Genomic DNA, 16,254 nt, shown 5'->3' with positions numbered 1-16,254 from the left:
ATAGGCTCGCGATCATGAGCGACACGGACTGGGGCGCGGGAACGGTGGCCGTCGTGCTCGTGCCCGACGAGCGGGGCGCGATCTCCCCGTGGGACCTGTACGAACTCTCCGTCGCGTCCATGGTCTTCGGCATCCCGCACGCCGACCTGGCCGACCCCTGGTACGAGCTGCGGGTCTGCGGCCCCGCGCCGCACGCCACCCACGGCCTGGAGGGACTCGCCGGCGCGGACACCGTCATCGTGCCGTCCGTCCCGGACGCGGTGGTGGAGGGCCGGCAGGAGCTGCCCGCGGAGCTGGTGGCGGCGCTGCGGGCGGCCGCCGGGGGCGGGGCCCGGATGGTGTCGATGTGCAGCGGCGCCTTCGCGCTCGCCGCGGCCGGGCTGCTCGACGGGCGCCGGGCCACGCTCCACCACGCGTACGCGACCGAACTGGCGGCCCGCCACCCGGCGGTGACCGTGGACCCGGCCGTCCTCTACACCGACGACGAGACGGTGCTGACCAGCGCGGGGGCCGCCGCCGGCCTGGACCTGTGCCTGCACCTCGTACGCAAGGACCTCGGCGCGGCGGTCGCGGGCGCGCTGGCGAGCCGGCTCGTCGTCCCGGCCCAGCGGTCCGGCGACCGCCCGCAGTTCGTCGAGGCGCCGCTGCCGGAGGGCGGGGCGGACCCGCTCGGGCCGGTGCTGCACTGGGCGCTGGAGCGGCTGCACGAGCCGCTGTCCGTGGACGAGCTGGCGCGCCGGGCCCGGATGAGCCCGCGCACCTTCCACCGCAGGGTGCGGGAGGCGCACGGCACCACCCCGCTGCAGTGGCTGCTGCAGCAGCGGGTGGCGCGGGCGCAGTCGCTCCTGGAGTCGACGGACCTGCCGGTCGAGCGGATCGGGGAGGAGAGCGGTCTGGGCTCGGCGGCGAACCTGCGCCGCCACTTCACCCGTACCGTCGGCGTCTCCCCGACCGCCTACCGGGCCCGGTTCACCCGCTGAGGCTCACGCCTTCGGGGCCACCTTCGACAGGCCGTTGATGATGCGGTCCATCGCGTCGCCGCCCGTCGGGTCGGTGAGGTTGGCCAGCATCTTCAGCGTGAACTTCATCAGCAGCGGGTGCGTCAGACCGTGCTGCGTCGCGACCTTCATGATCTTCGGGTTGCCGATGAGCTTCACGAAGGCGCGGCCCAGCGTGTAGTAGCCGCCGTAGGTGTCCTTGAGGACCTTCGGGTAGCCCTGGAGGGCCAGTTCGCGCTGGGCGGGCGTGGCGCGGGCGTGCGCCTGGACGATGACGTCGGCGGCGATCTGGCCGGACTCCATCGCGTAGGCGATGCCCTCGCCGTTGAACGGGTTGACGAGGCCGCCGGCGTCGCCGACGAGCAGCAGGCCGCGGGTGTAGTGCGGCTGGCGGTTGAAGGCCATCGGCAGGGCGGCGCCGCGGATCGGCGTCGTCATGTTCTCCGGGGTGAAGCCCCAGTCCTCCGGCATGGACGCGCACCACGCCTTGAGGACCTCGCGCCAGTCCAGCTCGCGGAAGGCGGCGGAGGAGTTGAGGATGCCGAGGCCGACGTTGGAGGTGCCGTCGCCCATGCCGAAGATCCAGCCGTAGCCGGGCAGGAGACGGTCCTGCGGACCGCGCCGGTCCCACAGCTCCAGCCAGGACTCCAGGTAGTCGTCCTCGTGGCGCGGGGTCGTGAAGTACGTGCGGACCGCCACGCCCATCGGGCGGTCCTCGCGCCGGTGCAGGCCCATCGCGAGCGAGAGCCGGGTGGAGTTGCCGTCGGCGGCGACGACGAGCGGCGCGTGGAAGGTGACCTCGCGCTTCTCCTCGCCGAGCTTCGCCGTGACGCCCGTGATCCGGCCGGTACGGGCGTCGATGACCGGGCCGCTCACGTTGCAGCGCTCGTAGAGCCGGGCCCCGGCCTTCTGCGCCTGCCGGGCCAGCATCTCGTCGAAGTCGTCGCGCTTGCGGACGAGTCCGTAGTCCGGGTAGGAGGCGAGATCCGGCCAGTCCAGCTGGAGCCGCACGCCGCCGCCGATGATCCGCAGGCCCTTGTTGCGGAGCCAGCCGGCCTCCTCGGAGATGTCGATGCCCATCGCCACCAGCTGCTTGGTGGCACGCGGGGTGAGGCCGTCGCCGCACACCTTCTCGCGCGGGAACGCGGTCTTCTCCAGGAGCAGGACGTCGAGTCCCGCCTTGGCCAGGTAGTACGCGGTGGTCGAACCCGCCGGGCCGGCCCCGACGACGATCACATCTGCGCTGTGCTCGGACAGGGGCTGCTGCTCGGTCACGGCGGGGTCTCCCGGGGGTTTTGGCGGTAGGACGGTGCGGTCCTGAGTCTATGGGGCGCTTCCTCGGATGTTTGGGGGCCCACCCTTCAACGCATGATCATCAATCGTGATCATCAATCGCACACACATACGACGAGGGTGGCTGCTCGCCGCCGTCCTCGCCCTGTTCTCCGCGGCGTTCGTCGTCCTGCCCGCCAACGCCGAGACCGTTCCGTTCGCGGACTGCCCCGCCGGACAGTTCTGCCTCTACGACGGCAGCGGCGGCACCGGCACCCGCGTGGACGTCGCCGAGGGCGCCAAGGCCGAGCGCGACGCCGGCACCATCCTGTCCGTACAGAACAACACCCGCATGTGGGCCTGCGTGTACAGCAGGACCGAGTACGGCGGCGGGCTGCAGACCGTCAAGCCGGGCAACCCCGACGAGTACGTCACCAACGGCGTCCGCTGGACCGTCGCCTCCTACAAGCTCGTGCCCACCCGGGCCCTCTGCTTCACCGGATACGAGCGCTGCTCCGACAGCCAGGTCTGCACCTTCGCCGAGCGCAACGGGCGCGGCGCGATGACCGCCTTCGACGACCCGCCCACCGGCCCCACCCCCCACCACAGCTACGGCCCCGAGGTCCCCTCCGCGTCCGTGTTCAACCGGACCGGCAAGCACCTCTGCTTCTACCCCAACGCCACGTACGACGGCAGCTGGACGGACGAGAACACGAAGACGACCTACGGCGCCTACGTCGTGCTGCGCGGCCAGAGCGTCACCGTCCCCAACCCGTTCGCGGGCACGTTCCGCTCCCACGAACTCGTCAACGGAACCTCGGAGTGCCAGTGACCACGCCCCTGCGCCCGGCCCTCGCCATCGCCGCCGCCCTCACCGCGACCCTCGCCCTGACCACCTCGGCCGCCCCGGCCGCCACGGCCGCGGACAGCCCGCTCGCCGCGAACTGGACCCAGACGCCGGTGTCAGGCGCCGACCACCTGCCCGCCGGAGTCACGGTCACCAACTGGACCGAGAAGAACCCCACCAACGACAACCGCACCAGACCCCGCCTCCTCCAGCTCGTCGAGATCGACCCCACCGCCGCCCCGCTCGACCTGCAGAGCACCATCGGCGCCGGCGACGGCCTGGCCGAGACGGTCGCCGACCAGCTCGCCGGCGTCAGCACCACGCCCACCCGGCACCCGGTGGCGGGCGTGAACGGCGGCCTGTTCAAGTCGGAGCCGGCGCACCTCAAGCTGAAGACCACGCAGCGGCCCCTCACCCTCCAGCACCTGGGCGTCTCCGTCACCGACGGCGTCCTGCACAGCGCCAGTTGCTACGGCGCCAAGGGCGCGGGCACGAACGGTGCCGTGATCCAGTACGGCGTCCCGTACATCACCAGGCTGCGCACGGAGCTGATCGTGCAGGCGTCGGACGGAACCGGCCCCGTGCCCTTCGACGACATAAACCGCGACCCCGGCCGCGCCCGCGGCTGCGCCCGCGACGCCAAGGACCAACTCGTCGCCGAGGACCAGGTCAACGGGCAGAAGGGCGTCTACGTCGACGCCAACGAGATCATCCTCTTCACCTCGGACTACAAGTACCCGGTGCCCAAGCCCGACCTCGACCCGTACGTCACCACCGACGACGACCCCGGCTACGAGGTCGTCCTCGACTCCACGGGCAAGGTGACCGCCGCCCGCGCGAACCGCGGCGGCGGCAAGGACACCACCACCGAGGTCTACGTGCCGTCCGGCGGGCGCATCCTGCAGGGCGTCGGCACCGGCGGCACGTGGCTGCGCGACCACGCGCTCCTCGGCAGCACGCTCGCGGTCTCCCAGAAGCTGACCGACAAGCGGCTCGGCCGGGAGATCCCGCTCGACCCGTCCGTCGACGTCGTGAGCTCCTTCCACCAGCTCCTGCGCGACGGCGACATCGCTCCCGAACTCGTCAACACCTGCGGAGCCACGGGCGCCGGCCGCGACGGCACCCCCATCTGCACCGACTCACGGGTGGCCCTCGGCACCAACGTGCGCGGCCACACGGTCCTGGTGACCTTGACGGGACAACTCCAGGCGGACAACACCACGACCCACGAGGACGGCGCCTATCTGCACGCGTGGGGCGAGCTCCTCGACTCCGAGGAACTCGGCATCATCGACGCGCTCAACCTCGACGGCGGCGGATCGGCGACCCTGATCACCGCCGTCGCCGACTCGAACAACCTGATGACCGGCACCACCGTGCGCACCCCGGCGACGGACGGCCCGGACGGCGCGTACGTGTACCGGCCGGTCGCCGACGCCGTGTACGCCGGCATCAGCGGCTACGGCATGTACAAGAAGTAACCCGAGCGGCAGCCGTACGGGCTACGCCGCCTTGAAGCCCCGGTGCAGGGCCACGATCCCGCCCGTCAGGTTCCGCCAGGCCACCTTCGACCAGCCGGCCTTCTGCATCATCCCCGCGAGGGTCGGCTGGTCGGGCCAGTCCTGGATGGACTCGGCGAGATAGACGTACGCGTCGGGGTTGGACGACACGGCCCGCGCGACCGGCGGCAGCGCGCGCATCAGGTACTCCTCGTACACCGTGCGGAACGGCGCCCAGGTGGCGTGCGAGAACTCGCAGATGACGACCCGGCCGCCGGGCTTCGTCACCCGGTACAGCTCGCGCAGCGCCTGGTCGGTGTCCTGGATGTTGCGCAGGCCGAAGGAGATGGTGACGGCGTCGAAGACGTCGTCCTTGAAGGGCAGCTTGGTGCCGTCGCCCGCGGTGAACGGCATCCACGGGTGCTTCTGCTTGCCGACCCGCAGCATCCCGAGCGAGAAGTCGCACGGCACGACGTACGCGCCTGCCTGGACGAACGGCTGCGAGGACGTCGCCGTGCCGGCCGCCAGGTCGAGGACCTTCTGCGCCGGGCGCGCGTCGACCGCCTTCGCGACCTCCTTGCGCCAGCGCCGGTCCTGGCCGAGCGAGAGGACGTCGTTGGTGAGGTCGTAGTTCGCCGCCACGTCGTCGAACATCGAGGCGACTTCGTGCGGCTGCTTGTCCAGGGTTGCGCGGATCACTGGCGTTCGCCTCACTTGTGTCGTACTGCAGTGTCGTACTGCCGGATCACGTCCGGATGACGTTACGCCCGCATTGTCGCAGGGATGGCGGACAGGCCCGGTCAGCGGGCCCGGTAGACCAGCCGACCGCCGAGGACCGTCGCCACGCACGTGCCCGCGCCCTCGCGCACGAGGGTCGCGCGGTCCGGGACGTCGAAGACCGCGAACCGGGCCGGGCCGCCGGCCGCCAGGGCGGGCAGCAGGACGAGCGGCGTCGGCGACAGGGACGGCGGGCCCGGCAGGTTCGGCGGGCGCTGCCCGACGGCGAGCCCGGCCCGGCGCACCGCGTCCAGGACGGACCGGTCGCGCAGCTCGCCGGCGACGGCGACCGTGCCGTGCGCGAACAGGCGCTGCACCCCACGCCGGGCGCTCGCGCCGCGCCGCGCCGGGTCGGCGCGGAAGATCTCCCGCGCCCGCTCGCCGGTGATCGGCTCGGTGCCGTACTCGTCGGCCTCGCGCGGGTCCGGGTGGTAGGTCGCTTCGAGCAGCTCGGGGCCGTACGGGTTGAGCAGACCGGGCGTGAGGATGCCGGGCCAGCGGCGCAGCCGGGCGTCCTGGTTCGCGGCGGCCAGTTCCTCGTACGGGCCGACGGCCGCGAGGCGTGCGCCGTCGACCAGGACCGCGGTCCCGGGCGACGCCTCGGCGAAGTGGAGCGTGACCATCAGTTCGCGTCGAGGAGCTTCAGCTCGGGGTGCGCGGTGCCGCCCTCGATCGCGGTGGACGAGATGTGCGAGGCCACGCGCTCGTCGACCGGGTCGTTCGCCGGGTCGTCGTGGACGACCAGGTGCTCGTACGTCGTCGAGCGCTGGGCCGGGACGCGGTCCGCGGCGCGGATCATGTCGATCATCTCGCGCAGGTTGGAGCGGTGCTTGGCGCCCGCCGAGGAGACCACGTTCTCCTCCAGCATGATCGAGCCGAGGTCGTCCGCGCCGTAGTGCAGCGTGAGCTGGCCGATCTCCTTGCCCGTGGTGAGCCAGGAGCCCTGGATGTGCGCGATGTTGTCCATGAAGAGGCGGCTGACCGCGATCATCCGCAGGTACTCGAAGAGCGTGGCCTGGGTGCGGCCCTTCAGGTGGTTGTTCATGGGCTGGTACAGGTACGGGATGAAGGCCCGGAAGCCGCCCGTCCGGTCCTGCGTGTCGCGGATCATCCGCAGGTGCTCGATGCGCTCGGCGTTGGTCTCGCCGGTGCCCATCAGCATCGTCGAGGTGGACTCGACGCCCAGCTTGTGGGCGATCTCCATGATCTCCAGCCAGCGCTCGCCGCTCTCCTTCAGCGGGGCGATCGCCTTGCGCGGGCGCTCCGGGAGCAGCTCGGCGCCGGCGCCGGCGAAGGAGTCGAGGCCGGCCTCGTGGATGCGGGTGATGGCCTCCTCGACGGAGACGCCGGAGATGCGGGCCATGTGCTCGACCTCGGACGCGCCGAGGGAGTGGATGACCAGCTGCGGGAAGTCCTTCTTGATGGCCGCGAAGTGCTTCTCGTAGTACTCCACGCCGTAGTCGGGGTGGTGGCCGCCCTGGAACATGATCTGGGTGCCGCCGAGCTCCACGGTCTCCGCGCAGCGGCGCAGGATGTCGTCGAGGTCGCGGGTCCAGCCCTTCTTGGTGTCCTTCGGCGGCGCGTAGAAGGCGCAGAACTTGCACGCCGTCACACAGACGTTCGTGTAGTTGATGTTGCGCTCGATGATGTACGTGGCGATGTGCTCGGTCCCCGCGTACCGGCGGCGGCGCACCGCGTCGGCGGCGGCGCCGAGCGCGTGCAGCGGCGCCGAGCGGTAGAGGTCGAGCGCCTCCTCGGGGGTGATCCGGCCACCCGCGGCGGCGCGGTCGAGAACAGACTGGAGTTCGGCCTTCTCGGTCACCGGGTGAGTCCCTTTCGGAGGGGTGCGTACGCGTACTTCTCGGACGCGGCCAGCCTACGCCAGCACCTCCGCGCGGATTCGGGGCGGCCCCGAGCCAACCGATCCGGCGCCCAGACCCTCTCCTACAGCGGAATCCGTCGTTTGCCCCGAATCCGCTCAGGGCCTGACGTAAGTACCGGAGTCAGCCATGAACCGTCGTCCGTCCCGGACCTCCGCCCGGACCTCCCGGGCCCTCGCCGCCGCGCTCGCGGTCGGCACCACGCTGGCCGTGGTGGCCGGCTGCTCGGACCAGGGGCCCGGCTCGGTCTCGTTCGACACGCCGGCCAGTGGCAAGCCCGTACAGCAGCAGGCGGTGCAGAAGCACCACGGGAAGACGGCCCCGGGCGCCCGGGTGCCCGAGACGGTGTTCCCGACCGGGCCCAAGGCGACCTTCGAGGACGCCAACACGGTCGAGGACGGCACCAAGATCGGCGTGACCGAACTCCACGGCGAGAAGTCCGGGTTCACCGGCAAGGTGTGGGTGTGGGCCCCGAAGCAGTATTTCGACCCCAAGTACGCGAACAGCGGGTTCCCCGTGCTCATCTCGCTGCCCGGCGGCGTCGGTTATCCGACGAATTACTGGATGGGCACCGACCTCAAACTGCAGTCGAGCATCGCCCGGTGGTCGCAGGAGGGAAAGAGCCTGCCGTTCATTGTCGTGATGCCTGTACTCAACCCGGAGGCCCACCACTACTACGACGGCAGTGATATTCCGGGCCAGCCGAAAATGGGCACCTGGCTGACCGAGGACGTGCCGGATTTCGTCCGGGCGAATTTCCGCACGTTCAAGTCCCGGGACGGCTGGGCCTTCATGGGTTCGTCCTCGGGCGGCTTCGTCGGACTGAAGTCCGTGCTGCAGAAGCCGGACAAGTTCAAGGCCGTGATCGCCTCCGGCCCGGACATCGTCCCGGACTCGCCGCTCTGGAAGGGCTACGAGCCCGCGCGCCTCGCCAACGACCCGCAGCGGCTCGCCGCCGCGCTCGCGCGGAAGCCCGACACGCCGGCGAACCGGGTCTACCTGGCGTTCCAGCTGGGCACCCGGGAGACCAAGCTGGCGCCGCACGTGAAGGCGTTCATCCGCGACTACACCAACAAGGGCCCGATCAAGTCCCGGCTCCAGGTCATCCCGAACGGCGCGCACAACGCGCGCAGCTACATCCGGGGCATGGACATGGGGTCGATCGCCTGGATCAGCCAGTACCTCCAGGCGCCGATCCCCTCCTCCTGACGGCGGCCCGGGCCCAGCGGGGCCCAGTTCAGGGGCCCGCGGTAGGGGCCCGCGGTACAGGGGCCCCGGTTCAGGGGCCGGCGGTTCACGGCCCGCCGCACAGGGCCCCGGTCCAGGGGCCCCGGTTCAGCGGGCCCCGGTTCAGCCGGTCGGGAGCAGTTCGACCCGTACGTCCGCCGGGAAGCCGGTCGTGGGGCCGGTCCGGCGGGCGAACTCCCGCACGCCCGCGAGCTGCTCGGCGCCGAAGCGGAAGTCGAGCGTCCGGAAGTACCGCTCCAGCAGCTCCGCGTCGAAGGCCTCCCAGCGCGCCGCCTGCTCCGCGACCTTCGCGACCTCCTCCAGGGACAGATCGCGCGAGGCCAGGAAGGCCCGGTGCACGTCACGGACGGTCTCCGGCTCGCGCGCCAGGAAGTCCTTCCGCACCGCCCACACCGCGAAGACGAACGGCAGGCCCGTCCAGTCCTTCCACATCAGCCCCAGGTCGTGGACCTGCAGGCCGAGCCGCGGCGCGTCGTGCAGCGAGGCCCGCAGCGCGGCGTCGCCGATCAGCACCGCCGCGTCGGCCTCCTGCATCATCAGGCCGAGGTCCGGCGGGCACGTGTAGTAGTCCGGCGACACGCCGTACTGCTCGGCGAGCAGCAGCTGCGCCAGGCGCACGGAGGTGCGCGAGGTCGAGCCGAGTGCGACCCGCGCGCCGTCCAGCCGGTCCAGCGGGCGCTGCGAGACGATCACGCAGGACATGACGGGACCGTCGCAGCCGACGGCGATGTCCGGCAGCGCGACCAGCTGGTCGGCGTGCTTGAGGTATTCGACGAGGGTGACGGGGCCGATGTCGAGGTCGCCGCGCACCAGCCGCTCGCTGAGCTTCTCCGGGGTGTCCTTCGTCAGCTCCAGGTCGAGGAGCGTCCCGGTGCGGGCCAGGCCCCAGTAGAGGGGCAGACAGTTCAGGAACTGGATGTGTCCGACCCGCGGCCGGCTGCGCCGGTGATCGTCGTGATCGTGGTGATCGCCGGGTGCGCCGCTTGCCTCAGTTGCATTGTCCACATCGCGAGGCTAGACCCGTCTCGAACCGTGGACATCGGCGGGTGGGCCGTCAGCGCGTACGGCGCGTGTCAAACATCCGGGTGACGTGATCTTTCCCTCTACCCCTTCGAGCACGCTGCGTGCTACGCTCGACGCAAGTTGCAGTTTGGTTTCCCTTGCAGTACAGAGCCTGCGGAGCATGTAACCCGCAGGCTTTTGTAGTTTTCAGACTTGGTTGCAGGTTCTGGAGCAGGGCGACCCTTTGGCCCATAGGAGGGCTCATGGCTACCGGAACCGTGAAGTGGTTCAACGCTGAAAAGGGCTTTGGCTTCATCGCCCAGGAAGGCGGCGGCCCGGATGTCTTCGTCCACTACTCCGCGATCAACGCCTCTGGCTTCCGCTCCCTCGAGGAGAACCAGCAGGTGAACTTCGACGTCACGCAGGGCCCGAAGGGCCCGCAGGCGGAGAACGTCACCCCGGTCTAAGTGACCTCGGGGTCGACGATCGCGATTCTCTAGAGCTGTACCCAAGGAGCCTTGCTCCGTGCATGTCATGTGTACGGAGCGGGGCTCCTGCCGTTTTCCCGGCTGCCGCTCCCCGGGCGGGACAGGTGGTGCTCGGCCCCGTACGCGCCGTGACCGTACCCGCCCGGAGTACGTACGCTGGACGCATGACCGAACGCAAACCGCCCGGAGTCAGCTTCGAGTCATTCGTCGACAAGCAGATCCGCGAGGCGACCGAGCGCGGCGAGTTCGCCGGGCTGAGCGGCTTCGGCAAGCCGCTCGCCGACGACACCGCGCCGTACGACGAGCTGTGGTGGGTCAAGCAGAAGATGCACCGCGAGGGCTTCGCGGCCCTGCCGCCGGCCCTGGCTCTCCGCAAGGAGGCCGAGGACGCGGCCGAGGCGGCTCGCACCGCCGTCTCCGAGTCGCAGCTGCGCCGCATCCTCGGCGACATCAACACCAAGATCGCCGCGGCCCTGGCCCGCCCACCGGCCGGCCCGCCGCTCAACCTGACGTTGTTCGACGTGGAGGCGGCGGCGGAGGAATGGCGCCGGACGCACCCCCGAAACCCCCGGGACCGTCCCTGAAACCCCCGGGACCACTCGCGTAACCCCCGGGATCCCCGCAACTAGCCCGGAGTCCGCCCGCAGTCCGCCCGCAGTCCGGACCCGGAGTCCGCCCGGAACCGTCATCCCCTCGCCCGGTGTCCTCATCTACCCTGAACCGCGTTCGGATTTGACCATGCATCAGGTGCGACCAGGGGGACCAGACCGGCATGAGCGGCGAGAACGGGAAAAGCGGAAAAGGCAGCGGCATGGAGCCGCTCGCCGCCGGGGATCCGCGGACGGTCGGGCCGTACCGGCTGCTCGGGCGGCTCGGGTCCGGCGGCATGGGACGGGTGTTCCTGGGGCGGTCCGAGGGCGGGCGTACGGTCGCCGTCAAGGTCGTCCACGAGGAGCACGCGCAGGATCCGCAGTTCCGGGCCCGGTTCCGGCGGGAGATCGAGGCCGTGCGGCGGGTCGGCGAGCACTACACCGCGCCCGTCCTGGACGCCGACCCGGACGCCGAGCGCCCGTGGGTGGTGACCGGCTTCGTACCCGGGCCGTCCCTCGAACAGGTCGTACGGGAGCACGGACCGCTGCCCGCCGACTCGGTCCTCGCCCTCGCGCTCGGCCTGCTGCGGGCGCTGCAGGGCATCCACGGAGCCGGGATCCTGCACCGCGACCTCAAGCCCTCGAACGTGATGCTGACCGTCGAGGGCCCCCGGGTGATCGACTTCGGCATCGCGCGCGCCCTCGAGCCCTCCGTCGAGTCGCTGCTCACCAGCACCGGCATGGTGGTCGGCTCGCCCGGCTTCATGGCGCCCGAGCAGGTGCGCGGCGAGTCCCTGGGCCCGGCGGCCGACGTCTTCGCGCTCGGCTGCGTGCTGATGTACGCGGCGACGGGGCGGCTGCCGTTCGGGCACGGGGCCAGCAACCAGCACGCGATCATGTTCCAGATCGTGGAGGCGGAACCGGAGCTGCACCGGGTCGAGGGCGAGGAGCTGCGCGCGTTCATCGGCCGCTGCCTGATCAAGGACCCCGCCGAGCGCCCCGGCATCGAGGCCCTGCTCGCCGACCCGGCCCTGCCGGGCGAGGAGTCCGGCCGCGGGGCCGTGGGCGGCGCCTGGCTGCCGCCCGACCTGGTGGCCCGGCTCGCCCGGCAGGCGGCGCGGCTGCTCGACGCGGAGGCGCTGTCGGTGGAGCTGGAGCGGGAGGCGGCCGAGGCGGAGACCGGGGAGAAGGCCGGGGCGGGGACCGGGACCGGGGCGCGGACCGGGAGCGGGGCCGGGAGCGGGGCCGGGGCCGGAGCCGGGGTCGGGGCCGGGGCTTCGGACACGGGGACGCTCGGGCTGCGCCCGAAGGCGGCGGGCACGGCTACCGGCCGGACGCGCGAGCCGCGCCGGGCCTCCCGCATCTGGGCGGTCGTGGCGGCCGTCTTCGTCGTCCTCGGCATCAGCGGCACGGTCGTGAAGCTGATCGACAACGACGCCGACCGGCGCGATCTCCAGGGCGCCCCCGGCACGACCGCGACCTCGCCCTCCGCCACGGCCCCGGCGGGCACCCCGAGCACGGGCACGACGCCGACCAACCAGGCCCCGACCACCGGCGCCTCGTCCGCTCCCCCGTCGCAGGGCAACCCGCCGGCGGACCCGGGCGGCGCGGCGGGCGGAGCGGCGGGCGGCGCGGTGGGCGGAGGCTCGGCCTCCGGCGGCTCCGGGTCCGGGTCCGGGTCCGGCGGTACGGTCTCCGGCGGCTCCTCGTCCTCCGGCGGTACGGTCTCGGGCGGCGGCTCCGGCAGTGGCGGTACGGCCCCGAGGCCGCCCGCCAGGACCACCGCTCCCCCGCCCGCCAAGACCACGGCGCCCACCACGACGAACAAGATCTCGTCGGCGTTCGCCGGCACCTGGTCATACACGAGCGCGTACAACATCTCGCAGCCGAAGACGGTCTACATCTACCGGGTCGCCCCCGGCCAGATCGCCGCAAGGATGATCACGGAGATCAACGGCGCCCACTGCGAGCACGTGGCCAAGCTGATCTCGATCACCGACGGCGGCAAGCGCATCAACCTGGGCGGCACGATCGTGGACCAGGCCCGTTCGGACGGGTACCCCTCCTGCACGAACGGCGACCCGTCCTACTTCGAGCTCGCCGTCCCGTCCGGCATCCGCCACGACGTCGGCCCGGCCTGGGGCGACGGCTTCCACTACGAACGCGCCTGACAGCCTCCCGCGAGCAAGATCCGAAATACCCGATTGGGTGACTGCGGCGCACGGGCGAGCCGGGCCAAGATCATCGGCATGCGAGCTTCCCTGACGCGCCGTGCGTGCGCCGCAGCCCTGCTTCTGACCTCGACCCTCACCCCCGCGGTGGCCATGGCCGCCGCCCAACCGGCGGACCCCGCCCGGCCGGTGGCGCGGGCGGCACAAGCCCGTCTGCTCGGCGAGAAGATCGTCCCGCACAAGCTCGCCTTCGAGGGCACCACGGTCGGCGGCCTCTCCGGCGTCGACCGCAACCGGTGCACCGGCGAGTACGTGTTCATCAGCGACGACCGCTCGTACCTCCAGCCCGCCCGCTTCTACACGGCCAGGCTGGACGTGGACGCCGGCGGCGTGCACGCGGTCGACTTCACCGGCACCCATGCGTTCCGCCAGCCCGACGGCTCGGTCTACCCGGCGCCGACCGCCGGGGACGGCAAGGCCGTCGACCCGGAGGAGATCCGGGTCGACCCGCGCACCTGCGACTACTGGTGGGGCCAGGAGGGCGACCGGCCCAAGACGGTCGGCCCGCCGGTGATCCAGCCGTCCATCCAGTTCGCCTCCCCCACCGGCGACTACCTCGGTCAGCTGCCGCTGCCCGCGAACTACGAGGTCACCATGGCGGAGCGCGGGCCGCGCCGGAACCAGGCGATCGAGGCGCTCACCTTCGGCGCCGGTGGCCACCAGCTGACCAGCGCGATCGAGGGCCCGCTGCTCCAGGACGGGCCGGAGCCCACGGTGGAGCACGGCGCGCTCGTCCGGGTGACGCGGCAGACGCGCGGCGGGCGGGTGCTCGGGCAGTTCGCCTACCCCCTGGAGAAGATCTTCGCCGTGAACGACCCCGACAGCCCCTGGGGCCCCGACACCGGCGTCCCGTCGATCCTCGCCTTCCCCGACGACCCCGACCGCTACCTCGTCCTCGAACGCACCTGGGTCGCCGGCGCCGGCTACAAGATCCGCCTCTTCGACGCGACCACGCGCGGCGCGACGGACGTCCAGGCGGTGGACTCGCTGGCGGGCCAGACCGTCCGGCCGATGCGCAAGACGCTCGTGGCGGACTTCGACACGCTGCGCCTGTCGACGGTCGACAACACGGAGGGCATGACGTGGGGCCCGACGCTGCCGTCGGGGGAGCGCGCACTGATCCTCGTGAGCGACGACAACTTCGCGGAGGACGCGGTCACCCAAATCGTCGCACTGGCGGTGCGCTAGCCGCCACACGGGGGGTGGCGTGGGACCCGGCGGCGAGGGCGGGTTCGGCGTACCGTGGTGCGTGAAGAGGTCCGTCACCACGAGGAGGGCCATGAAGAGCGCCGAGCTTCTCCTTGATGCCTTCAGCCGGATCCAGGACGCCGTCCACGAGGCCGTCGAGGGCCTCTCGGACGACGAACTGACCGAGCGGATCGATCCCGACGCCAACACCGTCGCGTGGCTGGTCTGGCACCTGAGCCGCATTCAGGACGACCACATCGCCGACGCGTTCGGTACGGAGCAGGTCTGGACGTCCGAGGGCTTCTCCGGCCGCTTCGGCCTTCCCTTCCCCGAGGACGCCACCGGCTACGGCCACACCTCCGCCCAGGTCGCCGCCGTCCGCGCGCCCGCCGACCTCCTCCTCGACTACTACGACACCGTCCACGCCCGCACCGTCGAGCACATCACGTCCCTCACCGACGCCGACCTCGACCGCGTCGTCGACACCCGCTGGACCCCGCACGTCACGCTGGGCGTCCGCATCGTCAGCGTCATCACCGACGACAACCAGCACGTGGGGCAGGCGGCGTACGTGCGCGGCGTGGTGGAACGGGCGGGCGGAGCCGGCTAGGCCCAGGGGACTGACGTCGGGCGCGGGCGGGCGCGTGTCGGGGGCGGCAGCCCGGGGCGCCGGGCCATGCTCGTGGGCCGGGGGGTCGTGACACCCACACCCGAGGACGGTCCATGCGATTCCCACGCCCCAGCACCCGCGCGCTCAGACGCGCCGCCGCCGTCTGCGCCGCCGCGCTCCTCGCGAGCGGCGCCTTCACCGCCGAGGCCGCACCCACCGCCGCCATCCTCCCGGCCGCCGCAGTCCCCGGCGCCGCCTTCGTCCCCGATCCCGTCGTCCCCGATCCCGCCGTTCCCGTTCCCGACCTCCCCACCGCCGCCGTCGCCCCGGCCGCGATCCTCCCCGGTCCCGTCGTCGCCTGGGGCGCGAACAGCACCGGGCAGCTGGGCGACGGGCGCACCACCGACAGCGCGGTCCCGGTCCGCGCCGGGCACAGCCGGCGGACCATCGGGATCGACGGCGGGGTCAACCACAGCGTCGCGCTGCGCTCCGACGGCACCGTGTGGACCTGGGGTCTGAACAGCGACGGCCAGCTCGGCGACGGCACCAACACCGAGAGCACCCGCCCCGTCCAGGTCTGCGCACCCGGCCGGACCGCCCCCTGCACCGCCTTCCTCACCGATGTCGTCGCGGTCGCCGCCGGCGCGTTCCACAACCTGGCGCTGCGCTCCGACGGCAGCGTCGTCGCCTGGGGCGACAACGAGTACGGCCAGCTCGGCGACGCCACGACCACCAGCCGCAACACGCCCGTCCAGGTGTGCGCGCGGTCCGCGACCGCGCCCTGCGCCGCCTTCCTCACCGGCGTCACCCGTCTCGACGCGGGCTCCTGGCACAGCCTGGCCGTGCACGCCGACGGGACGGTCAGCAGCTGGGGCCTGAACTCCTCCGGGCAGCTCGGCGACGGCAGCGACGCCTTCCAGAAGTCGGTTCCCGTCCAGGTCGCCCTCACCGGCCCGGCGGCCGGCAGCGTGGCCGGCGGCGGCAGCCACAGCCTCGCGCTGCTCACCGACGGAACGGTCCGCGGCTGGGGCCACAACTTCTTCGGCCAACTGGGCGACGGCACGGCGACCGGCACCAACACGCCCGTCCAGGTCTGCGCACCCGGCCAGACCGCCCCCTGCGCCGCCTTCCTCACCGGCGTGAACCAGATCTCCGCCGGCGGCGACCACAGCGTCGCGCTCCTGAACCTCCAGAACCAGCAGTCGGTCGTCGGCTGGGGCGACAACCGCGCCGGCCAGCTCGGCGACGGCACCTTCAACCACCAGCAGAACCCGATCCCGGTACGGGCCTGTGCCACCGGCCAGACCGCGCCCTGCGCCGCCTTCCTCACCGGCGTGAACGAGGTCGCCGCCGGCAGCGAGCACACCCTCGCCGTGGCATCGGACTTCACGGCCCTCGGCTGGGGCTCCAACGCCAACGGCCAGGTCGGCGACGGCACGACGACCGACCGGCACGTCCCGGTCCAGGTCTGCTCGGGCCGCCGGCCCGACCCCTGCACGGAGCCGCTGACCGACGTGATCACGGTCGCGGCGGGCATCGCGCACAGCCTGGCCACCCACCACTAGCACGCGACAGACGGAGACGGCCGGACACCACGAGGGCGGTGTCCGGCCGTCCGGCTGTC

Annotated in this window: 15 protein-coding genes; 10 read left to right on the top strand and 5 right to left on the bottom strand. The window is 72.1% G+C overall.

Annotation, left to right across the window (positions count from 1 at the left end; translation table 11 throughout):
* The first annotated feature begins 14 nt into the window (after positions 1 to 14).
* Positions 15 to 980 (top strand): helix-turn-helix domain-containing protein, encoded by a 966-nt coding sequence (locus ACIRSU_RS22915; RefSeq protein ID WP_403795153.1) that lies wholly within the window; start codon positions 15 to 17, stop codon positions 978 to 980.
* A gap of 3 nt (positions 981 to 983) precedes the next feature.
* Here the strand turns inward: ACIRSU_RS22915 and ACIRSU_RS22910 are convergent, their stop codons facing one another.
* Positions 984 to 2,273 carry a geranylgeranyl reductase family protein gene (locus ACIRSU_RS22910; RefSeq protein ID WP_403795150.1) on the bottom strand — a complete coding sequence of 430 codons (1,290 nt, stop codon included), beginning with the start codon at positions 2,271 to 2,273 and terminating at the stop codon, positions 984 to 986.
* Between the two features lie 106 nt (positions 2,274 to 2,379).
* Between ACIRSU_RS22910 and ACIRSU_RS22905 the strand changes: the two genes are divergently transcribed.
* Positions 2,380 to 3,102, top strand: a complete 723-nt coding sequence (locus tag ACIRSU_RS22905) for a peptidase inhibitor family I36 protein (protein WP_403795148.1) — start codon at positions 2,380 to 2,382, stop codon at positions 3,100 to 3,102.
* Positions 3,099 to 4,598, top strand: a complete 1,500-nt coding sequence (locus ACIRSU_RS22900; protein WP_403795146.1) for a phosphodiester glycosidase family protein — start codon at positions 3,099 to 3,101, stop codon at positions 4,596 to 4,598. Before ACIRSU_RS22905 ends, ACIRSU_RS22900 begins: the two co-directional genes overlap by 4 nt.
* 21 nt (positions 4,599 to 4,619) lie before the next feature.
* On the opposite strand, the gene ACIRSU_RS22895 is transcribed toward ACIRSU_RS22900, so the two are convergent.
* The 3 genes from ACIRSU_RS22895 to mqnC form a co-directional block, all read right to left on the bottom strand.
* Positions 4,620 to 5,315: a demethylmenaquinone methyltransferase gene (locus ACIRSU_RS22895; protein WP_403795143.1), complete on the bottom strand. Its 696-nt coding sequence runs from the start codon at positions 5,313 to 5,315 to the stop codon at positions 4,620 to 4,622.
* A gap of 101 nt (positions 5,316 to 5,416) precedes the next feature.
* Entirely contained in the window at positions 5,417 to 6,016 is a 600-nt protein-coding gene (locus ACIRSU_RS22890; RefSeq protein WP_403795141.1) for an imidazolonepropionase-like domain-containing protein, read from the bottom strand.
* Complete coding sequence (gene mqnC / locus ACIRSU_RS22885; RefSeq protein ID WP_403795138.1) at positions 6,016 to 7,215, bottom strand: cyclic dehypoxanthinyl futalosine synthase; 1,200 nt, start codon at positions 7,213 to 7,215, stop codon at positions 6,016 to 6,018. Before mqnC ends, ACIRSU_RS22890 begins: the two co-directional genes overlap by 1 nt.
* A gap of 187 nt (positions 7,216 to 7,402) precedes the next feature.
* On the opposite strand from mqnC, the gene ACIRSU_RS22880 reads away from it, so the two are divergent.
* A complete protein-coding gene (locus ACIRSU_RS22880) occupies positions 7,403 to 8,482 on the top strand; it encodes an alpha/beta hydrolase (protein ID WP_403795135.1) in 1,080 nt (359 codons plus the stop codon).
* A gap of 141 nt (positions 8,483 to 8,623) precedes the next feature.
* Here ACIRSU_RS22880 and ACIRSU_RS22875 read toward each other — a convergent pair whose 3' ends face one another.
* Positions 8,624 to 9,526: a menaquinone biosynthetic enzyme MqnA/MqnD family protein gene (locus ACIRSU_RS22875; RefSeq protein ID WP_403795134.1), complete on the bottom strand. Its 903-nt coding sequence runs from the start codon at positions 9,524 to 9,526 to the stop codon at positions 8,624 to 8,626.
* A 260-nt stretch (positions 9,527 to 9,786) separates the two neighbouring features.
* Here ACIRSU_RS22875 and ACIRSU_RS22870 point away from each other — a divergent pair, with 260 nt between their 5' ends.
* From ACIRSU_RS22870 to ACIRSU_RS22845, 6 genes are all read left to right on the top strand, one after another.
* Positions 9,787 to 9,990, top strand: coding sequence for a cold-shock protein (locus ACIRSU_RS22870; protein WP_046908818.1), 204 nt, complete (start codon positions 9,787 to 9,789; stop codon positions 9,988 to 9,990).
* Between the two features lie 185 nt (positions 9,991 to 10,175).
* Positions 10,176 to 10,595 carry a DUF1992 domain-containing protein gene (locus tag ACIRSU_RS22865; protein WP_403795131.1) on the top strand — a complete coding sequence of 140 codons (420 nt, stop codon included), beginning with the start codon at positions 10,176 to 10,178 and terminating at the stop codon, positions 10,593 to 10,595.
* Between the two features lie 188 nt (positions 10,596 to 10,783).
* Positions 10,784 to 12,772, top strand: coding sequence for a serine/threonine-protein kinase (locus ACIRSU_RS22860; protein ID WP_403795128.1), 1,989 nt, complete (start codon positions 10,784 to 10,786; stop codon positions 12,770 to 12,772).
* A gap of 78 nt (positions 12,773 to 12,850) precedes the next feature.
* A complete protein-coding gene (locus ACIRSU_RS22855; RefSeq protein ID WP_403795126.1) occupies positions 12,851 to 14,020 on the top strand; it encodes an esterase-like activity of phytase family protein in 1,170 nt (389 codons plus the stop codon).
* Between the two features lie 91 nt (positions 14,021 to 14,111).
* Positions 14,112 to 14,630, top strand: a complete 519-nt coding sequence (locus ACIRSU_RS22850) for a DUF664 domain-containing protein (protein ID WP_403795123.1) — start codon at positions 14,112 to 14,114, stop codon at positions 14,628 to 14,630.
* Positions 14,631 to 14,743: 113 nt separating this feature from the next.
* Positions 14,744 to 16,195 (top strand): RCC1-like domain-containing protein, encoded by a 1,452-nt coding sequence (locus ACIRSU_RS22845; RefSeq protein ID WP_403795120.1) that lies wholly within the window; start codon positions 14,744 to 14,746, stop codon positions 16,193 to 16,195.
* Positions 16,196 to 16,254 lie beyond the last annotated feature (59 nt).

The sequence above is a fragment of the Streptomyces sp. NPDC101160 genome (genome assembly GCF_044768205.1).
Classification (GTDB): domain Bacteria; phylum Actinomycetota; class Actinomycetes; order Streptomycetales; family Streptomycetaceae; genus Streptomyces.
Note: the sequence above shows the minus strand (reverse complement) of the source record. Positions and strands in the feature narration are given on the sequence as shown.

What these genes read in the sequence shown, in the direction of transcription:
- ACIRSU_RS22850 (WP_403795123.1), top strand. Translation starts at nt 14,112, where the DNA reads ATGAAGAGCGCCGAGCTTCTCCTTGATGCCTTCAGCCGGATCCAGGAC.
- ACIRSU_RS22915 (WP_403795153.1), top strand. Translation starts at nt 15, where the DNA reads ATGAGCGACACGGACTGGGGCGCGGGAACGGTGGCCGTCGTGCTCGTG.
- ACIRSU_RS22870 (WP_046908818.1), top strand. Translation starts at nt 9,787, where the DNA reads ATGGCTACCGGAACCGTGAAGTGGTTCAACGCTGAAAAGGGCTTTGGC.
- ACIRSU_RS22890 (WP_403795141.1), bottom strand. Translation starts at nt 6,016, where the DNA reads ATGGTCACGCTCCACTTCGCCGAGGCGTCGCCCGGGACCGCGGTCCTG.
- ACIRSU_RS22855 (WP_403795126.1), top strand. Translation starts at nt 12,851, where the DNA reads ATGCGAGCTTCCCTGACGCGCCGTGCGTGCGCCGCAGCCCTGCTTCTG.
- ACIRSU_RS22880 (WP_403795135.1), top strand. Translation starts at nt 7,403, where the DNA reads ATGAACCGTCGTCCGTCCCGGACCTCCGCCCGGACCTCCCGGGCCCTC.
- ACIRSU_RS22860 (WP_403795128.1), top strand. Translation starts at nt 10,784, where the DNA reads ATGAGCGGCGAGAACGGGAAAAGCGGAAAAGGCAGCGGCATGGAGCCG.
- ACIRSU_RS22845 (WP_403795120.1), top strand. Translation starts at nt 14,744, where the DNA reads ATGCGATTCCCACGCCCCAGCACCCGCGCGCTCAGACGCGCCGCCGCC.
- ACIRSU_RS22865 (WP_403795131.1), top strand. Translation starts at nt 10,176, where the DNA reads ATGACCGAACGCAAACCGCCCGGAGTCAGCTTCGAGTCATTCGTCGAC.